Origin of the sequence: Salmonella sp. 3C (assembly GCF_025426275.1) — a bacterium.
Lineage (GTDB): Bacteria > Pseudomonadota > Gammaproteobacteria > Enterobacterales > Enterobacteriaceae > Salmonella > Salmonella enterica.
Genome location: NZ_CP104858.1, coordinates 557,144 through 570,521, shown reverse-complemented (window position 1 = coordinate 570,521; position 13,378 = coordinate 557,144). Strand labels below are relative to the sequence as shown.

The window sequence follows — 13,378 nt, the reverse complement described above, 5'->3', positions numbered from 1 at the left end:
TTTACACGATTTATGTTGATGGGAATTGCTATGCCTCAGATTAGTCGGACTGCTTTAGTCCCCTACAGTGCGGAACAGATGTATCAGTTAGTGAATGACGTGCAATCGTATCCCCAGTTTTTGCCTGGGTGTGTTGGTAGTCGCGTCCTGGAGTCATCGCCAGCACAGATGACGGCGGCTGTTGACGTGTCGAAGGCGGGTATCAGCAAGACGTTTACGACGCGTAATCAGCTAACGCGTAACCAGAGTATTCTGATGCATCTGGTGGATGGCCCCTTTAAAAAGCTGATCGGCGGCTGGAAATTTACCCCGCTCAGCCCCGAGGCGTGCCGCATTGAGTTTCAGCTTGATTTTGAGTTTACCAATAAACTCATTGAGCTGGCGTTTGGTCGTATATTCAAAGAGTTAGCGTCCAACATGGTGCAGGCGTTTACGGTTCGCGCCAAAGAGGTTTACCGTGCCGGATAAACTTGTGGTTGAAGTGGCTTATGCGCTGCCGGAAAAGCAGTATTTGCAGCGCGTAACGCTGGAGGAGGGCGCGACGGTCGAAGAGGCGATTCGCGCTTCCGGCTTGCTGGAATTGCGCACGGATATCGATCTGGCGAAAAATAAAGTAGGTATCTACAGTCGTCCGGTAAAACTCACCGATACGGTGCAGGATGGCGATCGGGTTGAAATTTACCGTCCCTTAATCGCCGATCCAAAAGCGTTACGCCGCCAGCGCGCCGAAAAATCGGCTGGCAGATAATTAGCCTCTTTTGCCGGATAACGGTGTGGAAGCCGTACCACACCTGAAGCACAGGCGTGCCTGTAAGCCAGATAAACGTAGCGCCATCAGGCAAATTCGTACCAAATGGCGGGGGAGAGGTTTGCAGGCCTGATGAACGTAACCTCATCAGGCGGTATCACAAAATTACTTCGTCAACGCCGGTTTGTTATCAATATTGGTTAACACGCCGCTGCTGTTAAAGGTGAGCGTCAGAGTCTGCTGCGTCACGTTCTCATGTCCTGGCTGCTGGCGGAAGACATAAAACCAGGTGTTCGTACCAAAAGGATCGGTCATCATCGGCGTGCCTAAAGCATACGCAACCTGTTGTTGCGTCATACCAACACGCACTTTGGCGACATCCGTAGGTGTAAGATAGTTCCCCTGATTGATGTCAGGTCGGTAAACCACTCGCTCCAGAGTGGAACAGCCTGCGGTCAACATCAGGAGTACTGCTGCGGCAGCAGTCAGCGTTTTACAGCGCATAGTGATTGGGTTCCTTTTCGGGCCTGAGCAGTACGTGGCTCATATTAATATGCCGATGATAATAGACCTTTCATCACTTTAAAACCTTTTGCTGTCGGGTCTTACGGCGTTTTTGTTGTGAACTCAGACCTTCGGGAGATAAAAAAGTTTACGCCGCCAGCAGTTCTTTTGCGTTTGCCAGCGTATTACGCGTAACTTCACTTCCTCCCAACAGGCGGGCCAGTTCCTGTAAACGCGCACGTTTATCCAACGGTTGCATATGGGTTTCGGTCATTGCCCCGTCTGTTTCTTTACTGACAAAGAAGTGCTGGTGACCGCACCCGGCTACCTGTGGCAGGTGAGTGACGCACATCACCTGAGTGGATTCGCCAAGCTGACGCAGGAGTTTACCGACCACGGCGGCGGTTGGGCCGCTGATGCCAACATCGACCTCGTCAAAAATTAGCGCCGGCGTTTCCATTTTGCGCGCGGTAATCACCTGAATAGCCAGCGCAATGCGCGACAGTTCACCGCCAGACGCGACTTTAGCGATAGGCTGCAGCGGCTGACCCGGGTTTGTCGTCACTTTAAACTCCACGCGATCGGCGCCGTCGTTGCTCAGATGATGCTCATCAAATTTCACGTCGATAGTAAACAGACCGTGCGGCATCGAAAGTAAATGCATACTTTCAGTGATCAACTGCCCCAGCTCCTGGGCGTAAAACTGACGCTGTTGATGCAGCGCTTGCGCCGTTTCCAGCGCTTGTTGGTGATGCTTATTAACCGCCAGCGTTAGCGTTTCCAGCGAATCGGCCTGATCGTCGAGCTGCTGCTGTTCTTCGAGCAGTGACTGATAAAGCTGCGGCAGCGCTTCCGGGCTGACGTGATGTTTTCGCGCCAGCGAAATTTGTTTAGCGATGCGCTGTTCAAGCTCAAACAGGCGATTGGGGTCTAAATCCAGACGCTCGCAATAGTGGCGTAATTCATCGCTGGCTTCGGTGAGTTGGATAGTGGCTTCTTCCAGCATATCCAGGATGCCGGAAAGCTTGCTGTCCATACCTACCAGCTCGCTAACCAGTTGTTTTGCGCTATATAACTGGCTTTGCAGGTTAACGTCTTCGCCGTCCGCGAGTAGCGCCAGAGCGTTCTGGCTGGTCGTAAGCAACTGCCCGCTGTTGGCCAGCCGTTTGTACTCTTCGTCAATTTGCTCGAATTCACCGGCCTGCGGATTAAAGTCGTTCAACTCTTTTAACTGATATTGCAGCAGTTCTGCGCGCGCGGCGCGTTCCTGGCTTTGTTGCTGGTGATGGGCAAGATCGCGGCAGCTTTGATGCCATAATTGGTAGCGGGCAGCCATCTGCTGCGCTAAAGCGGCTTCGTTGGCATAGCTATCCAGCAGCGATTTTTGCTGTTCGGGTTTGGTAAGCTGCTGGTGCGCATGTTGACCATGAATTTGAATCAGCAACTGACCGAGCTCGCGCAATTGAGACAGGGGCACAGCGGTGCCGTTAATAAAGCCCCGTGAGCGGCCATCGCTGCTGATAACGCGGCGAAGTAAGCATTCGCGACTTTCTTCAAGCTGGTTTTCTTCCAGCCAGCGCAATGCCGCAGGCGTGTCTTTCAGCGCAAAGCGGGCACACAAATCGGCGCGGGTCGCTCCGGTACGGACCATATCGGCCTCAGCGCGACCGCCCAGACACAGACCCAGGGCATCAATCGCAATAGATTTACCCGCGCCGGTTTCACCAGTAATGACGGTCATTCCGCTCTGAAAATCGATCTCAAGCTCGCGAACGATAGCAAAATTGCTGATGGTCAGTTGCGCCAACATAGCTGTTTTCCTGTATGAAAAACCATAACTGTAATTAAATACAGTATAAACTGGTTTTTTATACAGTAAAGAGGCTAACGTAAAATTAGAATAATTTTTTTGACCAGCCGAGTTTTGTGCTTAATGTATTGAAATAGCTGTAGTCTTTGGGATGTATCAGGTTGAGATGGTAGTCGCAGCGGCGAATCAGCACATCTTCTCCTTCCTGAATAGGCAGGGCTATCTGGCTGTCGCAGCTAATTTCCAGATCGCTACGGCGATGCGAAAAACGCAAACGAATCGTGCTACTGCTGTTAATGACTAACGGGCGCGCCGACAAGGTATGCGGGAACATCGGCACCAGGGTGATGGCATCCAGTGAAGGGGTCAGAATAGGGCCGCCTGCGGAGAGCGAATAGGCGGTGGAGCCGGTCGGCGTAGAAATGATCAGACCATCAGATCGCTGTGAAAAAGCGAAGGTTTCATCAATATAAACCTCGAATTCGATCATATGCGCCACCTTTCCCGGATGCAGCACCACTTCATTAATGGCTGTGCTGATACGCTTCTGGCGGTCCTGTTGGCAGACCTGCGCTTCCAGCAGAAAACGTTTTTCGGAGATATAGCGTCCTTCCAGCACATCAGATAATTGTTGCAGGGCGTTGTCCGGATCGAGATCGGTCAGGAAGCCAAGATTACCGCGGTTAATGCCAATCACATTGATGTTATAACGCGCCAGCGTACGCGCTGCGCCAAGCATATTGCCGTCGCCGCCCACGACTACCGCCAGATCCGCCTGTTGACCAATTTCCGCCAGCGTGCCGGTTGGCACATTTTTTAGCTGTAATTCGTGGGCGATTTGTTGCTCCACAATGACCTCATAACCCTGAGCGCATAGCCAACGGTAGAGCATTTCATGTGTCGTGAGTGCGGTGGGATGACGCGGATGCCCCACAATGCCGATACACTTGAAATGATTATTCATTTTTCTGAGGTCCTTGTAGCGAAGATTGATGACAATGTGAGTACTTCCCTTGAAACCCTGAATCTGATCCCCATAATAAGCGAAGTTAGCGAGATGAATGCGAAAAAAAACGCGGAGAAATTCATGAGTAGTAAAGAACAGAAAACGCCTGAGGGGCAAGCCCCGGAAGAAATTATCATGGATCAGCACGAAGAGGTTGAGGCAGTTGAACCAAACGATTCTGCTGAGCAGGTGGATCCGCGCGATGAAAAAATTGCGAATCTGGAAGTTCAGCTTGCAGAAGCCCAGACTCGCGAACGCGACACCGTGTTGCGCATCAAAGCGGAAATGGAAAACCTGCGCCGTCGTACTGAACAGGATATCGAAAAAGCGCATAAATTCGCTCTCGAGAAGTTCGTCAACGAATTGCTGCCGGTCATCGATAGCCTGGATCGCGCGCTGGAAGTCGCAGACAAAGCCAATCCGGATATGGCGGCAATGGTCGAAGGGATTGAGCTGACGCTGAAGTCTATGCTGGATGTGGTGCGTAAGTTCGGCGTGGAAGTGATTGCTGAGACCAACGTGCCGCTGGACCCGAACGTGCATCAGGCGATTGCGATGGTGGAGTCGGAAGAGGTTCCGGCAGGCAATGTGCTGGGTATTATGCAGAAAGGCTATACGCTGAACGGTCGTACCATTCGCGCGGCGATGGTGACTGTAGCGAAGGCGAAGTAAAAGTCTGATGGCCGATGTAAAGTCGGCCATTTTTTTAGCTTAAAAAATCCTGCACTTCCAGCCACGGCGTGTTGAAGTCCTCTATTTTTTTATATTCGCTCATTGGCAGAACGACCACATTATAGGTGTCAGATCCTTCATTCAGATCAAAAATCTGGAAGCCCCTCTTATTGAGTTCGGTCTGGATGCGTTCAAAGATCTCGTCAAGGTAACGGTCTCCGGCTTCACAGACATCGGAGATTTCATCCTCTTGGGTTATTTCGACAAGAAGATTTCTTAATTCCTCAGAATTCGTCAGGTTTTTTGTGAGTTCATAAAAGCGATCTGCGGCAAAATTAGCCAGTTCGCCTTCTTCATCTTCACCTTTCCAGTCAACGAGGTGAATAAATCTTTCGCCGCGTAGAACTTGTAAAAATGCCTGTGCCAGCTCGTTATTTCCGAGATCGCCACCGCTACAATCCAGGACGTCCTGCAACCCATATTCGTCTTCATCTTCGTCTTCAAAGATTTCAGGTTGCGTCGAAAGTTGAGAGAAAATAGTGGGCCATAAGGTTGGGTTGTGTGATAAAAAAACGTTGGCGACGACGTTGAGGTCGTCTGCAAAATTCTTATCCCATTCAATTACATAATCTTCTGACATAACATCAATATCCTTTCTGAATGCCTGAAAAGACATTATTGCATTGTTAAGTAAATGGCAGGAATTGATGGAATCTTAAAAGACGGCGATAAAAAAGGCGAACCGGAGTTCGCCATTGTGTTACTCCGCCACACTCTCGCGCAGCGGCTTTACCGGTACAACCTTTACCTGCTTAATCATATTTTCCTGTACATCGAGAATATCGATATCGTACTGCTCAATGCGCACGCGCGTGCCAGCAACCGGAATTTCCTCCAGAGCCTCCAGAATCACCCCGTTGACGGTGCGCGCGTCGTCTTCCGGCAGGTGCCAGTTAAACGCTTTATTGATTTCCCGGACGTTGGCGGTACCGTCAATAATGACCGAACCGTCGTTTTGCGGCGTGACCTCTTCCGCCAGGGTCGGCGACATCGATGTGGTGAAGTCGCCAACGATCTCCTCGAGAATATCTTCCACGGTGACCAGCCCCTGGATATCGCCATATTCGTTGACGACCAGTCCGACTTTCTTTTTATTGCGCTGAAATTTAATCAGTTGTGTACTGAGCGGCGTACCTTCCGGGACGTAATAGATTTCATCGGCGGCGCGCAGCATCATCTCTTTGGTGAACTCTTTTTTCTCGGCCATTAACCGCCAGGCTTCACGCACGCGCAGCATACTGATGGCGTCATCCAGCGAATCGCGATAGAGCACAATGCGTCCGTGTGGCGAGTGGGTGAGCTGCCGCTCGATAGACTTCCAGTCGTCATTGATATCGATCCCGATAATTTCATTACGCGGCACCATGATGTCATCCACGCTGACCTTTTCCAGATCGAGAACCGACAGCAGCATATCCTGATTGCGGCGAGAGATTTGCGAACGGGATTCATGCACGATAGTGCGTAATTCCTCTTTGCTTAACGACCCGCTAACCACGATGTCCGTTTTAATTCCCATCAGACGCATCAGCAGGCGGGTGATGGTGTTAAGTAACCACACCAGCGGCATCATCAGTATCTGTAACGGCGCCAGCAGGAAGCTGCTGGGATAGGCCACTTTTTCCGGATAGAGCGCGGCGATAGTTTTGGGCAGGACTTCGGCAAAAACTAACACGACAAACGTCAGTATCCCGGTGGCGATAGCCACGCCAGCGTCGCCGTAAAGCCGCATACCCACAATCGTGCCGAGCGCCGAGGCAAGAATGTTGACCAGGTTATTGCCGATCAGCACCAGGCTTATCAGTCGGTCGGGTTTACGCAGTAATTTTTCTACCCGTTTTGCCGAGCGATTACCTTGCTTCGCCATATGGCGTAAACGGTAACGGTTTAGCGTCATCATTCCAGTTTCGGAACCGGAAAAATAGGCCGAGATGACCACCATGATGATTAATATGATAATCAGCGTGGTGGTGGAGATGTGTTCCAGGGGAAACTCCTTTAAAAGCTTAGCTTACAAATTGCTGTAATATGCGGCTACCAAAATAGGCCAGCGTCAGAATACCCGCGCCTGCGACGTTAAACCACACGACCCGCCGACCCCGCCAGCCCTCATGGTAATGCCCCCACAGCAGAACGATATAGACAAACCATGCCACAATAGAGAGCACGGCTTTATCAATATTTTCAGTACTGAACAGGTTATGCATGTAAAACAGGCCGGTACACAGAGTAAGGGTCAGCAGTACGACGCCAATCTGCGTGATATGAAACATTTTGCGCTCAATGCTCATCAATGGCGGCATTTCATTACTAAACGCCAGCTTTTTGTTCTTCAACTGATAGTCGATCCACGCCAGTTGTAGCGCATACAGCGCGGCGATTATCAGCGTCGCGTAAGAGAAAAGCGACAGACCGATGTGCACCATCATGCCTGGGGTCGCTTCCAGATGCGTAATATATTCATTAGGCATGAACGTGGCGAAGGCCAGGTTAATCAGCGCAAAAGCATAGACAATGGGTAGAAGTAGCCAGCCGCGATTACGCGACGCGACAATGGTCATCACCGTGCAGATCATCAGGCTGACCAGCGAACCGACATTCAGCAGGCTCAGGTTTTGTCCACTGTCGCCGCCGGGCAGAATACGCGATTCCAGCGCGACAGCATGGCACACCAGCGCGATGACCGCAGAAAGAATAGCCATACGCCGCCAGCCGCTGTTTTTTTGCAACAGTCCGGGAACGATCAGCGCGAGGCTGAAGGAGTAGGCGACAAGGGCAAGTAAAGCAAAAACGGGCATAGTTGTGTCGACAGTTGACCAGTGAGAAAGAGAAGCAGTATAGCGTTACGTGACCGCAGCTCCAACCGTTGCATAACAACAAAGACGGCTTCATGGTATACTGTGGCGAAATTCTGTAACTGTGTCGCTGCGGCGACCAACCGTTTCCACCCCAGGCGAGAGACAATGTTTGATAATTTAACCGATCGTTTGTCGCGCACGCTGCGCAATATCAGTGGCCGTGGGCGCCTTACTGAAGACAACGTTAAAGAGACGCTGCGCGAAGTGCGCATGGCGCTGCTGGAGGCTGACGTTGCGCTGCCGGTAGTGCGTGAGTTCATCAATCGCGTAAAAGAGAAAGCGGTTGGTCATGAAGTTAACAAGAGCCTGACCCCAGGGCAGGAGTTCGTCAAGATTGTCCGTAGCGAACTGGTTGCGGCGATGGGCGAAGAGAACCAGACGCTGAATTTAGCTGCGCAGCCGCCAGCCGTAGTATTGATGGCGGGTCTGCAGGGGGCGGGTAAAACCACCAGCGTCGGTAAGTTGGGTAAATTCTTGCGCGAGAAGCACAAGAAGAAAGTGCTGGTCGTCTCTGCCGACGTCTATCGCCCGGCGGCGATCAAACAGCTCGAAACGCTGGCTGAACAGGTTGGCGTGGATTTCTTCCCGTCTGATGTCGGCCAGAAACCGGTTGATATCGTCAACGCCGCGCTGAAAGAAGCGAAGCTCAAATTCTACGACGTGCTGCTGGTGGATACCGCCGGTCGTCTGCACGTTGACGAAGCGATGATGGACGAAATCAAACAGGTCCACGCTTCTATCAAGCCAGTAGAAACGCTGTTTGTCGTCGATGCGATGACCGGTCAGGATGCGGCGAATACCGCAAAAGCCTTTAACGAAGCGCTGCCGTTAACCGGCGTGGTGCTGACCAAAGTTGATGGTGATGCTCGTGGCGGTGCGGCGCTCTCTATTCGTCATATCACCGGCAAGCCGATTAAATTCCTCGGTGTCGGCGAGAAAACCGACGCGCTGGAACCGTTCCACCCGGATCGTATCGCCTCGCGTATTCTCGGTATGGGCGACGTACTGTCTCTTATCGAAGATATCGAAAGCAAAGTTGACCGCGCACAGGCTGAAAAGCTGGCGACTAAACTGAAGAAAGGCGACGGTTTCGACCTGAACGACTTCCTGGAACAGCTCAAACAGATGAAAAACATGGGCGGTATGGCCAGTCTGATGGGCAAATTACCGGGCATGGGGCAGATTCCGGACAACGTTAAATCGCAGATGGATGACAAGGTGCTGGTGCGTATGGAAGCGATCATCAATTCGATGACGCTGAAAGAGCGCGCGAAGCCGGAAATCATCAAAGGTTCCCGCAAGCGTCGTATCGCGCAGGGCTGTGGGATGCAGGTGCAGGACGTTAACCGCCTTCTGAAACAGTTCGACGACATGCAGCGCATGATGAAGAAGATGAAGAAGGGCGGGATGGCGAAGATGATGCGCAGTATGAAGGGGATGATGCCGCCAGGCTTCCCGGGTCGCTAATTTCCCGGCCTGGCTCACTTGCTATTTCGGCACCGGGGTGTGCTCGCCATCCTCACGTACTGCGTGTACGCTGCGGTGGCTGCGCGCACGCCGGCACCGAACTCGCTGCGCCGCCGACGGCCTTCTACAGCAGAGTTATTAACTGTTGATTGCAATTCTCCCAGAAATCAGTAAAATTTTCGGGCTTTTAATATGACGCCGGGCTCCGTTCCTCGATGGGGCCCGGTTGTTTTATTCACACAAGAGGATGTTATGGTAACTATTCGTTTAGCTCGTCACGGCGCTAAAAAGCGTCCGTTCTACCAGGTTGTTGTCACCGACAGCCGTAATGCACGCAACGGTCGCTTCATTGAGCGCGTTGGTTTCTTCAACCCAATCGCTAGCGAAAAAGAAGAAGGCACCCGCCTGGATCTGGATCGCATCGCTCACTGGGTTGGCCAGGGCGCAACCATTTCCGATCGCGTTGCGGCGCTGATCAAAGAAGTAAAAAAAGCAGCTTAATCTGTCACGGTGGTCATGATGAGCAAGCAACTCGCCGCACAAGTACCCGCTGAACCGGTTGTACTGGGGAAAATGGGTTCTTCATACGGTATCCGTGGTTGGCTCAGAGTGTTTTCCTCCACTGAAGACGCCGAAAGCATTTTTGACTATCAGCCCTGGTTTATCCAGAAGGCGGGTCAGTGGCAGCAGGTACAGCTGGAAAGCTGGAAGCACCACAATCAGGATCTGATCATCAAGCTGAAAGGCGTTGACGATCGAGATGCCGCGAATCTTCTGACCAATTGCGAAATTGTCGTGGATTCCTCGCAACTTCCTGCGCTTGAGGAGGGAGACTATTACTGGAAAGACCTGATGGGTTGCCAGGTAGTCACCGCTGAAGGCTACGATCTCGGTAAAGTTATCGACATGATGGAAACCGGGTCGAATGACGTTCTCGTCATTAAGGCGAACCTGAAAGATGCATTTGGTATCAAGGAACGACTAGTACCGTTCCTCGATGGGCAGGTTATCAAGAAAGTCGATCTCGCTACTCGTACTATCGAAGTAGACTGGGATCCTGGTTTTTAAACCACCGAATAAACGGTAATAAATGGCGTTATGGGGATTGGCTTGTGTTTATTGGCATCGTTAGCCTGTTTCCTGAAATGTTCCGCGCAATTACCGATTACGGGGTAACTGGCCGGGCAGTAAAAAAAGGCCTGCTGAACATCCAAAGCTGGAGTCCTCGCGACTTCGCGCATGACCGGCACCGTACCGTGGACGACCGTCCTTACGGCGGCGGACCGGGGATGTTAATGATGGTGCAACCCTTGCGGGACGCCATTCACGCAGCAAAAGCCGCGGCAGGTGAAGGCGCTAAAGTGATTTATCTGTCGCCTCAGGGACGCAAGCTTGATCAAGCGGGCGTTAGCGAGCTGGCCACGAATCAGAAGCTTATTCTGGTGTGTGGTCGCTACGAAGGCGTAGATGAGCGCGTAATTCAGACCGAAATTGACGAAGAATGGTCAATTGGCGATTACGTTCTCAGCGGTGGCGAACTACCGGCAATGACGCTGATTGACTCCGTCGCCCGGTTTATACCGGGGGTTCTGGGGCATGAGGCATCAGCAATCGAAGATTCGTTTGCTGATGGGTTGCTGGATTGTCCGCACTATACGCGCCCTGAAGTGTTAGAGGGGATGGAAGTACCGCCAGTATTGCTGTCGGGAAACCATGCCGAGATACGTCGCTGGCGCTTGAAACAGTCGCTGGGCCGAACCTGGCTTAGAAGACCTGAACTTCTGGAAAACCTGGCTCTGACTGAAGAGCAAGCAAGGTTGCTGGCGGAGTTCAAAACAGAACACGCACAACAGCAGCATAAACATGATGGGATGGCATAGGCCCCCGAATATCAGTTTACCCAGGATAAGAGATTAAATTATGAGCAACATTATTAAGCAACTTGAACAAGAGCAGATGAAGCAGAACGTACCTTCCTTCCGTCCGGGCGATACCGTAGAAGTGAAAGTATGGGTTGTTGAAGGTACCAAGAAACGTCTGCAGGCATTCGAGGGCGTGGTTATCGCTATTCGTAACCGCGGTCTGCACTCTGCATTCACTGTTCGTAAAATTTCCAACGGCGAAGGCGTTGAGCGTGTCTTCCAGACTCACTCTCCGGTAGTTGACAGCATTGCTGTTAAACGTCGTGGTGCTGTTCGTAAAGCTAAACTGTACTACCTGCGTGAGCGTACTGGTAAAGCGGCTCGTATCAAAGAGCGTCTTAACTAAGAACGCGCTTTCGCAACATCCGAAAGCTTGTAGAAAAGAAGGGGCTGGCATTACGCTGGCCCCTTTTTTTATGGGTTTGCTCCACGCCATAGACGGTTGCATGATTAGTCTGGGTCAGTGGTCTCAACGCTGAGTCAGAAACGGCCAGGCCCGTTCCTTAGTTTAGCGAGCGTTCCGCACGCCGGTGTTTAGCCTGATACATATTTCGATCGGCCAGTTCTTGTAGTTTTTCGGCAGTGGCATGTTCCCATGTCAGCGCAAAGCCAATACTCAGGGTCATCGTTATTCGCTGGCCGTTATGCAGTTCAAAAGGTCGATTAAACGCCTGGGATAGCGCTGCGCAAATACGTTGTACTTCATATTCCGAATGTACATCGTAAAGCACCATCGCAAATTCATCGCCGCCGAGTCGGTAAGTCTGATAACGGCTACCACCGAATTCCGCTAATCTTTTGGCAACCTCTATAAGTACGCGGTCGCCTGCCGCATGTCCCCAGGTATCATTAATATATTTAAAGTTATCGCCATCCAGAAATAACAATGCCGAACAGCTACGAGCGGAATTGTCCTTCATCAGCGCGTTAATACAGCTGCGAAATGCCGCGCGATTGGCAAGCCCCGTCAGCGGATCGTGCAACGCGGTACGTAGTAACTGGGCATTTTTAGCCTGAAGCCGTAGCTGCCATTCTTCCATCTCATCCAGAAGGCTATTGAAATCCTGCGCAAACAGGTGAAATTCCGCAATACGCTCATCAGGTACCCGGCGTGAAAAATTTCGGTTAGTGCGAACGTCGTGTACAACTTCAGTAATATTTTGCAGCGCATCCACAACGCCATTGTGCAAATAACGCGTGAGCAGCAGGGCAATGCCGGATGCCAGCAGAATACATCCTGTCAGCACTGCCAGCGATAGCCAGATAAAATGACCAATAAGGCTGTCGCGGGCGACAAGCCGTACTTCGCCGATGGCCCTGCCGTTGTGCCAGACGGGTTGTGATACCGGCAATGGAAAAAGCCAGTGGCTAATTAAGCCGATGAGCTTATCGTCTGCGGCTCGCGAATCATAGCGCCATGAGGCGATAGTACGGCCATTTTTATCGCGGACCTCCGCCGCTGAAAATTGTCCCTGGCGTCCCAGTGTGGCGAGCGTTTCCGCTGCGGCCGCGTTATCGGAAAATACCAGTGCCGCTTCAAGGCTATGGGCCATTGTGGCGGCGGTCAAATCGAGATTTTTTTGCGCATACTGTTTGAGCGTAAGGACAGACGCAACGCAAATTAATAGCCAGATCAATGTCATTGTAAGCAGCACGCTGATTATACTAATCCGCCGTAGTGTGCGTTTAAATGTTGGTCTGGACAGAGAAAATTCCTTATTCATGCTTTTGATTCCGTGCAAGCATTAATACTTCTGGATTTACTCTCACGCCGCTATGCGAGAGGGAGTCCAGGTTGACGGAAAATTTGACTTCATCATTGTTAATGATCAGACAAAATGCGCTGCCAATAATACATTCGGTATTTTGCTCGGCAATTAATAACAAGGCATTAACTGGATAATGACGCGTTAACTCCACCTGATAAGCTGGCGATTCATTGCCAAAGTAAAAACCATCACAGCGGGCGCTCAGGGCTTCCTGTGTGGTACGGATGACAAGCGGTTGATAAGGGAAAGCCCAGTCAGCCTCTTCGCTAAGTACCCTGACAAAACGCGCAGATGAAAATATGCATAGCCTTGGCGGCCCGGATAACGCCGGCCAGTGTGTATAACTGACGATACCGGAGACGATGGCGCGTACGGATTTCTCTTCTTCCGTGACGCGTTGAGCATACAGAGGCAAGCTTGCTAATAATAGCGATAACAGAAGGATAAATCGGTGAGAAAAACGCATTAACAAGTCCCCACCATCTTCAGTCGTAAAGCATTAAAATACATCCGTGATTGTTTGTAGCAAAATAACATTATTTTGCCATATCGTCATTATTTC

At 51.3% G+C, this 13,378-nt stretch carries 16 protein-coding genes; 8 read left to right on the top strand and 8 right to left on the bottom strand.

What is annotated here, in order from left to right; genetic code table 11:
- Nucleotides 1-30 precede the first annotated feature (30 nt).
- Complete coding sequence (locus N7E69_RS02610; RefSeq protein WP_001537508.1) at nt 31-468, top strand: type II toxin-antitoxin system RatA family toxin; 438 nt, start codon at nt 31-33, stop codon at nt 466-468.
- Nucleotides 458-748 (top strand): RnfH family protein, encoded by a 291-nt coding sequence (locus tag N7E69_RS02605; RefSeq protein ID WP_001112990.1) that lies wholly within the window; start codon nt 458-460, stop codon nt 746-748. Before N7E69_RS02610 ends, N7E69_RS02605 begins: the two co-directional genes overlap by 11 nt.
- A 165-nt stretch (nt 749-913) precedes the next feature.
- Here the strand turns inward: N7E69_RS02605 and bamE are convergent, their stop codons facing one another.
- The 3 genes from bamE to nadK form a co-directional block, all read right to left on the bottom strand.
- Nucleotides 914-1,252, bottom strand: a complete 339-nt coding sequence (gene bamE, locus N7E69_RS02600; protein ID WP_001203445.1) for an outer membrane protein assembly factor BamE — start codon at nt 1,250-1,252, stop codon at nt 914-916.
- 148 nt (nt 1,253-1,400) lie between these two features.
- Nucleotides 1,401-3,062: a DNA repair protein RecN gene (recN, locus tag N7E69_RS02595; protein ID WP_000880975.1), complete on the bottom strand. Its 1,662-nt coding sequence runs from the start codon at nt 3,060-3,062 to the stop codon at nt 1,401-1,403.
- An 85-nt stretch (nt 3,063-3,147) separates the two neighbouring features.
- Nucleotides 3,148-4,026, bottom strand: coding sequence for an NAD(+) kinase (gene nadK, locus N7E69_RS02590; protein WP_001059151.1), 879 nt, complete (start codon nt 4,024-4,026; stop codon nt 3,148-3,150).
- Nucleotides 4,027-4,149: 123 nt separating this feature from the next.
- Between nadK and grpE the strand changes: the two genes are divergently transcribed.
- Nucleotides 4,150-4,740, top strand: a complete 591-nt coding sequence (gene grpE / locus N7E69_RS02585; protein ID WP_001518875.1) for a nucleotide exchange factor GrpE — start codon at nt 4,150-4,152, stop codon at nt 4,738-4,740.
- 34 nt (nt 4,741-4,774) lie between these two features.
- On the opposite strand, the gene N7E69_RS02580 is transcribed toward grpE, so the two are convergent.
- The 3 genes from N7E69_RS02580 to N7E69_RS02570 form a co-directional block, all read right to left on the bottom strand.
- The gene (locus N7E69_RS02580; RefSeq protein WP_001287926.1) at nt 4,775-5,380 is read right to left on the bottom strand and encodes a hypothetical protein; all 606 of its coding nucleotides are present in this window, start codon (nt 5,378-5,380) and stop codon (nt 4,775-4,777) included.
- A 120-nt stretch (nt 5,381-5,500) separates the two neighbouring features.
- Complete coding sequence (locus N7E69_RS02575; RefSeq protein ID WP_137928654.1) at nt 5,501-6,787, bottom strand: HlyC/CorC family transporter; 1,287 nt, start codon at nt 6,785-6,787, stop codon at nt 5,501-5,503.
- 19 nt (nt 6,788-6,806) lie between these two features.
- Nucleotides 6,807-7,598, bottom strand: coding sequence for an inner membrane protein YpjD (locus N7E69_RS02570; protein ID WP_001537507.1), 792 nt, complete (start codon nt 7,596-7,598; stop codon nt 6,807-6,809).
- 165 nt (nt 7,599-7,763) lie between these two features.
- Between N7E69_RS02570 and ffh the strand changes: the two genes are divergently transcribed.
- The 5 genes from ffh to rplS all read left to right on the top strand — a co-directional run bounded on the left by ffh (nt 7,764) and on the right by rplS (nt 11,393).
- The gene (gene ffh, locus N7E69_RS02565) at nt 7,764-9,125 is read left to right on the top strand and encodes a signal recognition particle protein (RefSeq protein ID WP_000460052.1); all 1,362 of its coding nucleotides are present in this window, start codon (nt 7,764-7,766) and stop codon (nt 9,123-9,125) included.
- A gap of 252 nt (nt 9,126-9,377) precedes the next feature.
- Complete coding sequence (gene rpsP, locus N7E69_RS02560) at nt 9,378-9,626, top strand: 30S ribosomal protein S16 (RefSeq protein ID WP_000256453.1); 249 nt, start codon at nt 9,378-9,380, stop codon at nt 9,624-9,626.
- Nucleotides 9,627-9,644: 18 nt separating this feature from the next.
- A complete protein-coding gene (gene rimM, locus N7E69_RS02555) occupies nt 9,645-10,193 on the top strand; it encodes a ribosome maturation factor RimM (protein WP_000043266.1) in 549 nt (182 codons plus the stop codon).
- Between the two features lie 44 nt (nt 10,194-10,237).
- Nucleotides 10,238-11,005 (top strand): tRNA (guanosine(37)-N1)-methyltransferase TrmD, encoded by a 768-nt coding sequence (trmD, locus tag N7E69_RS02550; protein WP_000469804.1) that lies wholly within the window; start codon nt 10,238-10,240, stop codon nt 11,003-11,005.
- A gap of 40 nt (nt 11,006-11,045) precedes the next feature.
- Entirely contained in the window at nt 11,046-11,393 is a 348-nt protein-coding gene (gene rplS, locus N7E69_RS02545; protein WP_000065257.1) for a 50S ribosomal protein L19, read from the top strand.
- 157 nt (nt 11,394-11,550) lie between these two features.
- Here rplS and dgcN read toward each other — a convergent pair whose 3' ends face one another.
- Both dgcN and N7E69_RS02535 read right to left on the bottom strand, forming a co-directional pair.
- The gene (gene dgcN / locus N7E69_RS02540; RefSeq protein ID WP_001030986.1) at nt 11,551-12,771 is read right to left on the bottom strand and encodes a diguanylate cyclase DgcN; all 1,221 of its coding nucleotides are present in this window, start codon (nt 12,769-12,771) and stop codon (nt 11,551-11,553) included.
- Nucleotides 12,764-13,282 (bottom strand): YfiR family protein, encoded by a 519-nt coding sequence (locus N7E69_RS02535; protein ID WP_001212379.1) that lies wholly within the window; start codon nt 13,280-13,282, stop codon nt 12,764-12,766. The genes dgcN and N7E69_RS02535 overlap by 8 nt, the downstream gene beginning before the upstream one ends.
- Nucleotides 13,283-13,378 lie beyond the last annotated feature (96 nt).

What these genes read in the sequence shown, in the direction of transcription:
- N7E69_RS02610 (WP_001537508.1), top strand. Translation starts at nt 31, where the DNA reads ATGCCTCAGATTAGTCGGACTGCTTTAGTCCCCTACAGTGCGGAACAG.
- bamE (WP_001203445.1), bottom strand. Translation starts at nt 1,252, where the DNA reads ATGCGCTGTAAAACGCTGACTGCTGCCGCAGCAGTACTCCTGATGTTG.
- recN (WP_000880975.1), bottom strand. Translation starts at nt 3,062, where the DNA reads ATGTTGGCGCAACTGACCATCAGCAATTTTGCTATCGTTCGCGAGCTT.
- nadK (WP_001059151.1), bottom strand. Translation starts at nt 4,026, where the DNA reads ATGAATAATCATTTCAAGTGTATCGGCATTGTGGGGCATCCGCGTCAT.
- grpE (WP_001518875.1), top strand. Translation starts at nt 4,150, where the DNA reads ATGAGTAGTAAAGAACAGAAAACGCCTGAGGGGCAAGCCCCGGAAGAA.
- N7E69_RS02580 (WP_001287926.1), bottom strand. Translation starts at nt 5,380, where the DNA reads ATGTCAGAAGATTATGTAATTGAATGGGATAAGAATTTTGCAGACGAC.
- N7E69_RS02570 (WP_001537507.1), bottom strand. Translation starts at nt 7,598, where the DNA reads ATGCCCGTTTTTGCTTTACTTGCCCTTGTCGCCTACTCCTTCAGCCTC.
- ffh (WP_000460052.1), top strand. Translation starts at nt 7,764, where the DNA reads ATGTTTGATAATTTAACCGATCGTTTGTCGCGCACGCTGCGCAATATC.
- rpsP (WP_000256453.1), top strand. Translation starts at nt 9,378, where the DNA reads ATGGTAACTATTCGTTTAGCTCGTCACGGCGCTAAAAAGCGTCCGTTC.
- rimM (WP_000043266.1), top strand. Translation starts at nt 9,645, where the DNA reads ATGAGCAAGCAACTCGCCGCACAAGTACCCGCTGAACCGGTTGTACTG.
- rplS (WP_000065257.1), top strand. Translation starts at nt 11,046, where the DNA reads ATGAGCAACATTATTAAGCAACTTGAACAAGAGCAGATGAAGCAGAAC.
- dgcN (WP_001030986.1), bottom strand. Translation starts at nt 12,771, where the DNA reads ATGAATAAGGAATTTTCTCTGTCCAGACCAACATTTAAACGCACACTA.
- N7E69_RS02535 (WP_001212379.1), bottom strand. Translation starts at nt 13,282, where the DNA reads ATGCGTTTTTCTCACCGATTTATCCTTCTGTTATCGCTATTATTAGCA.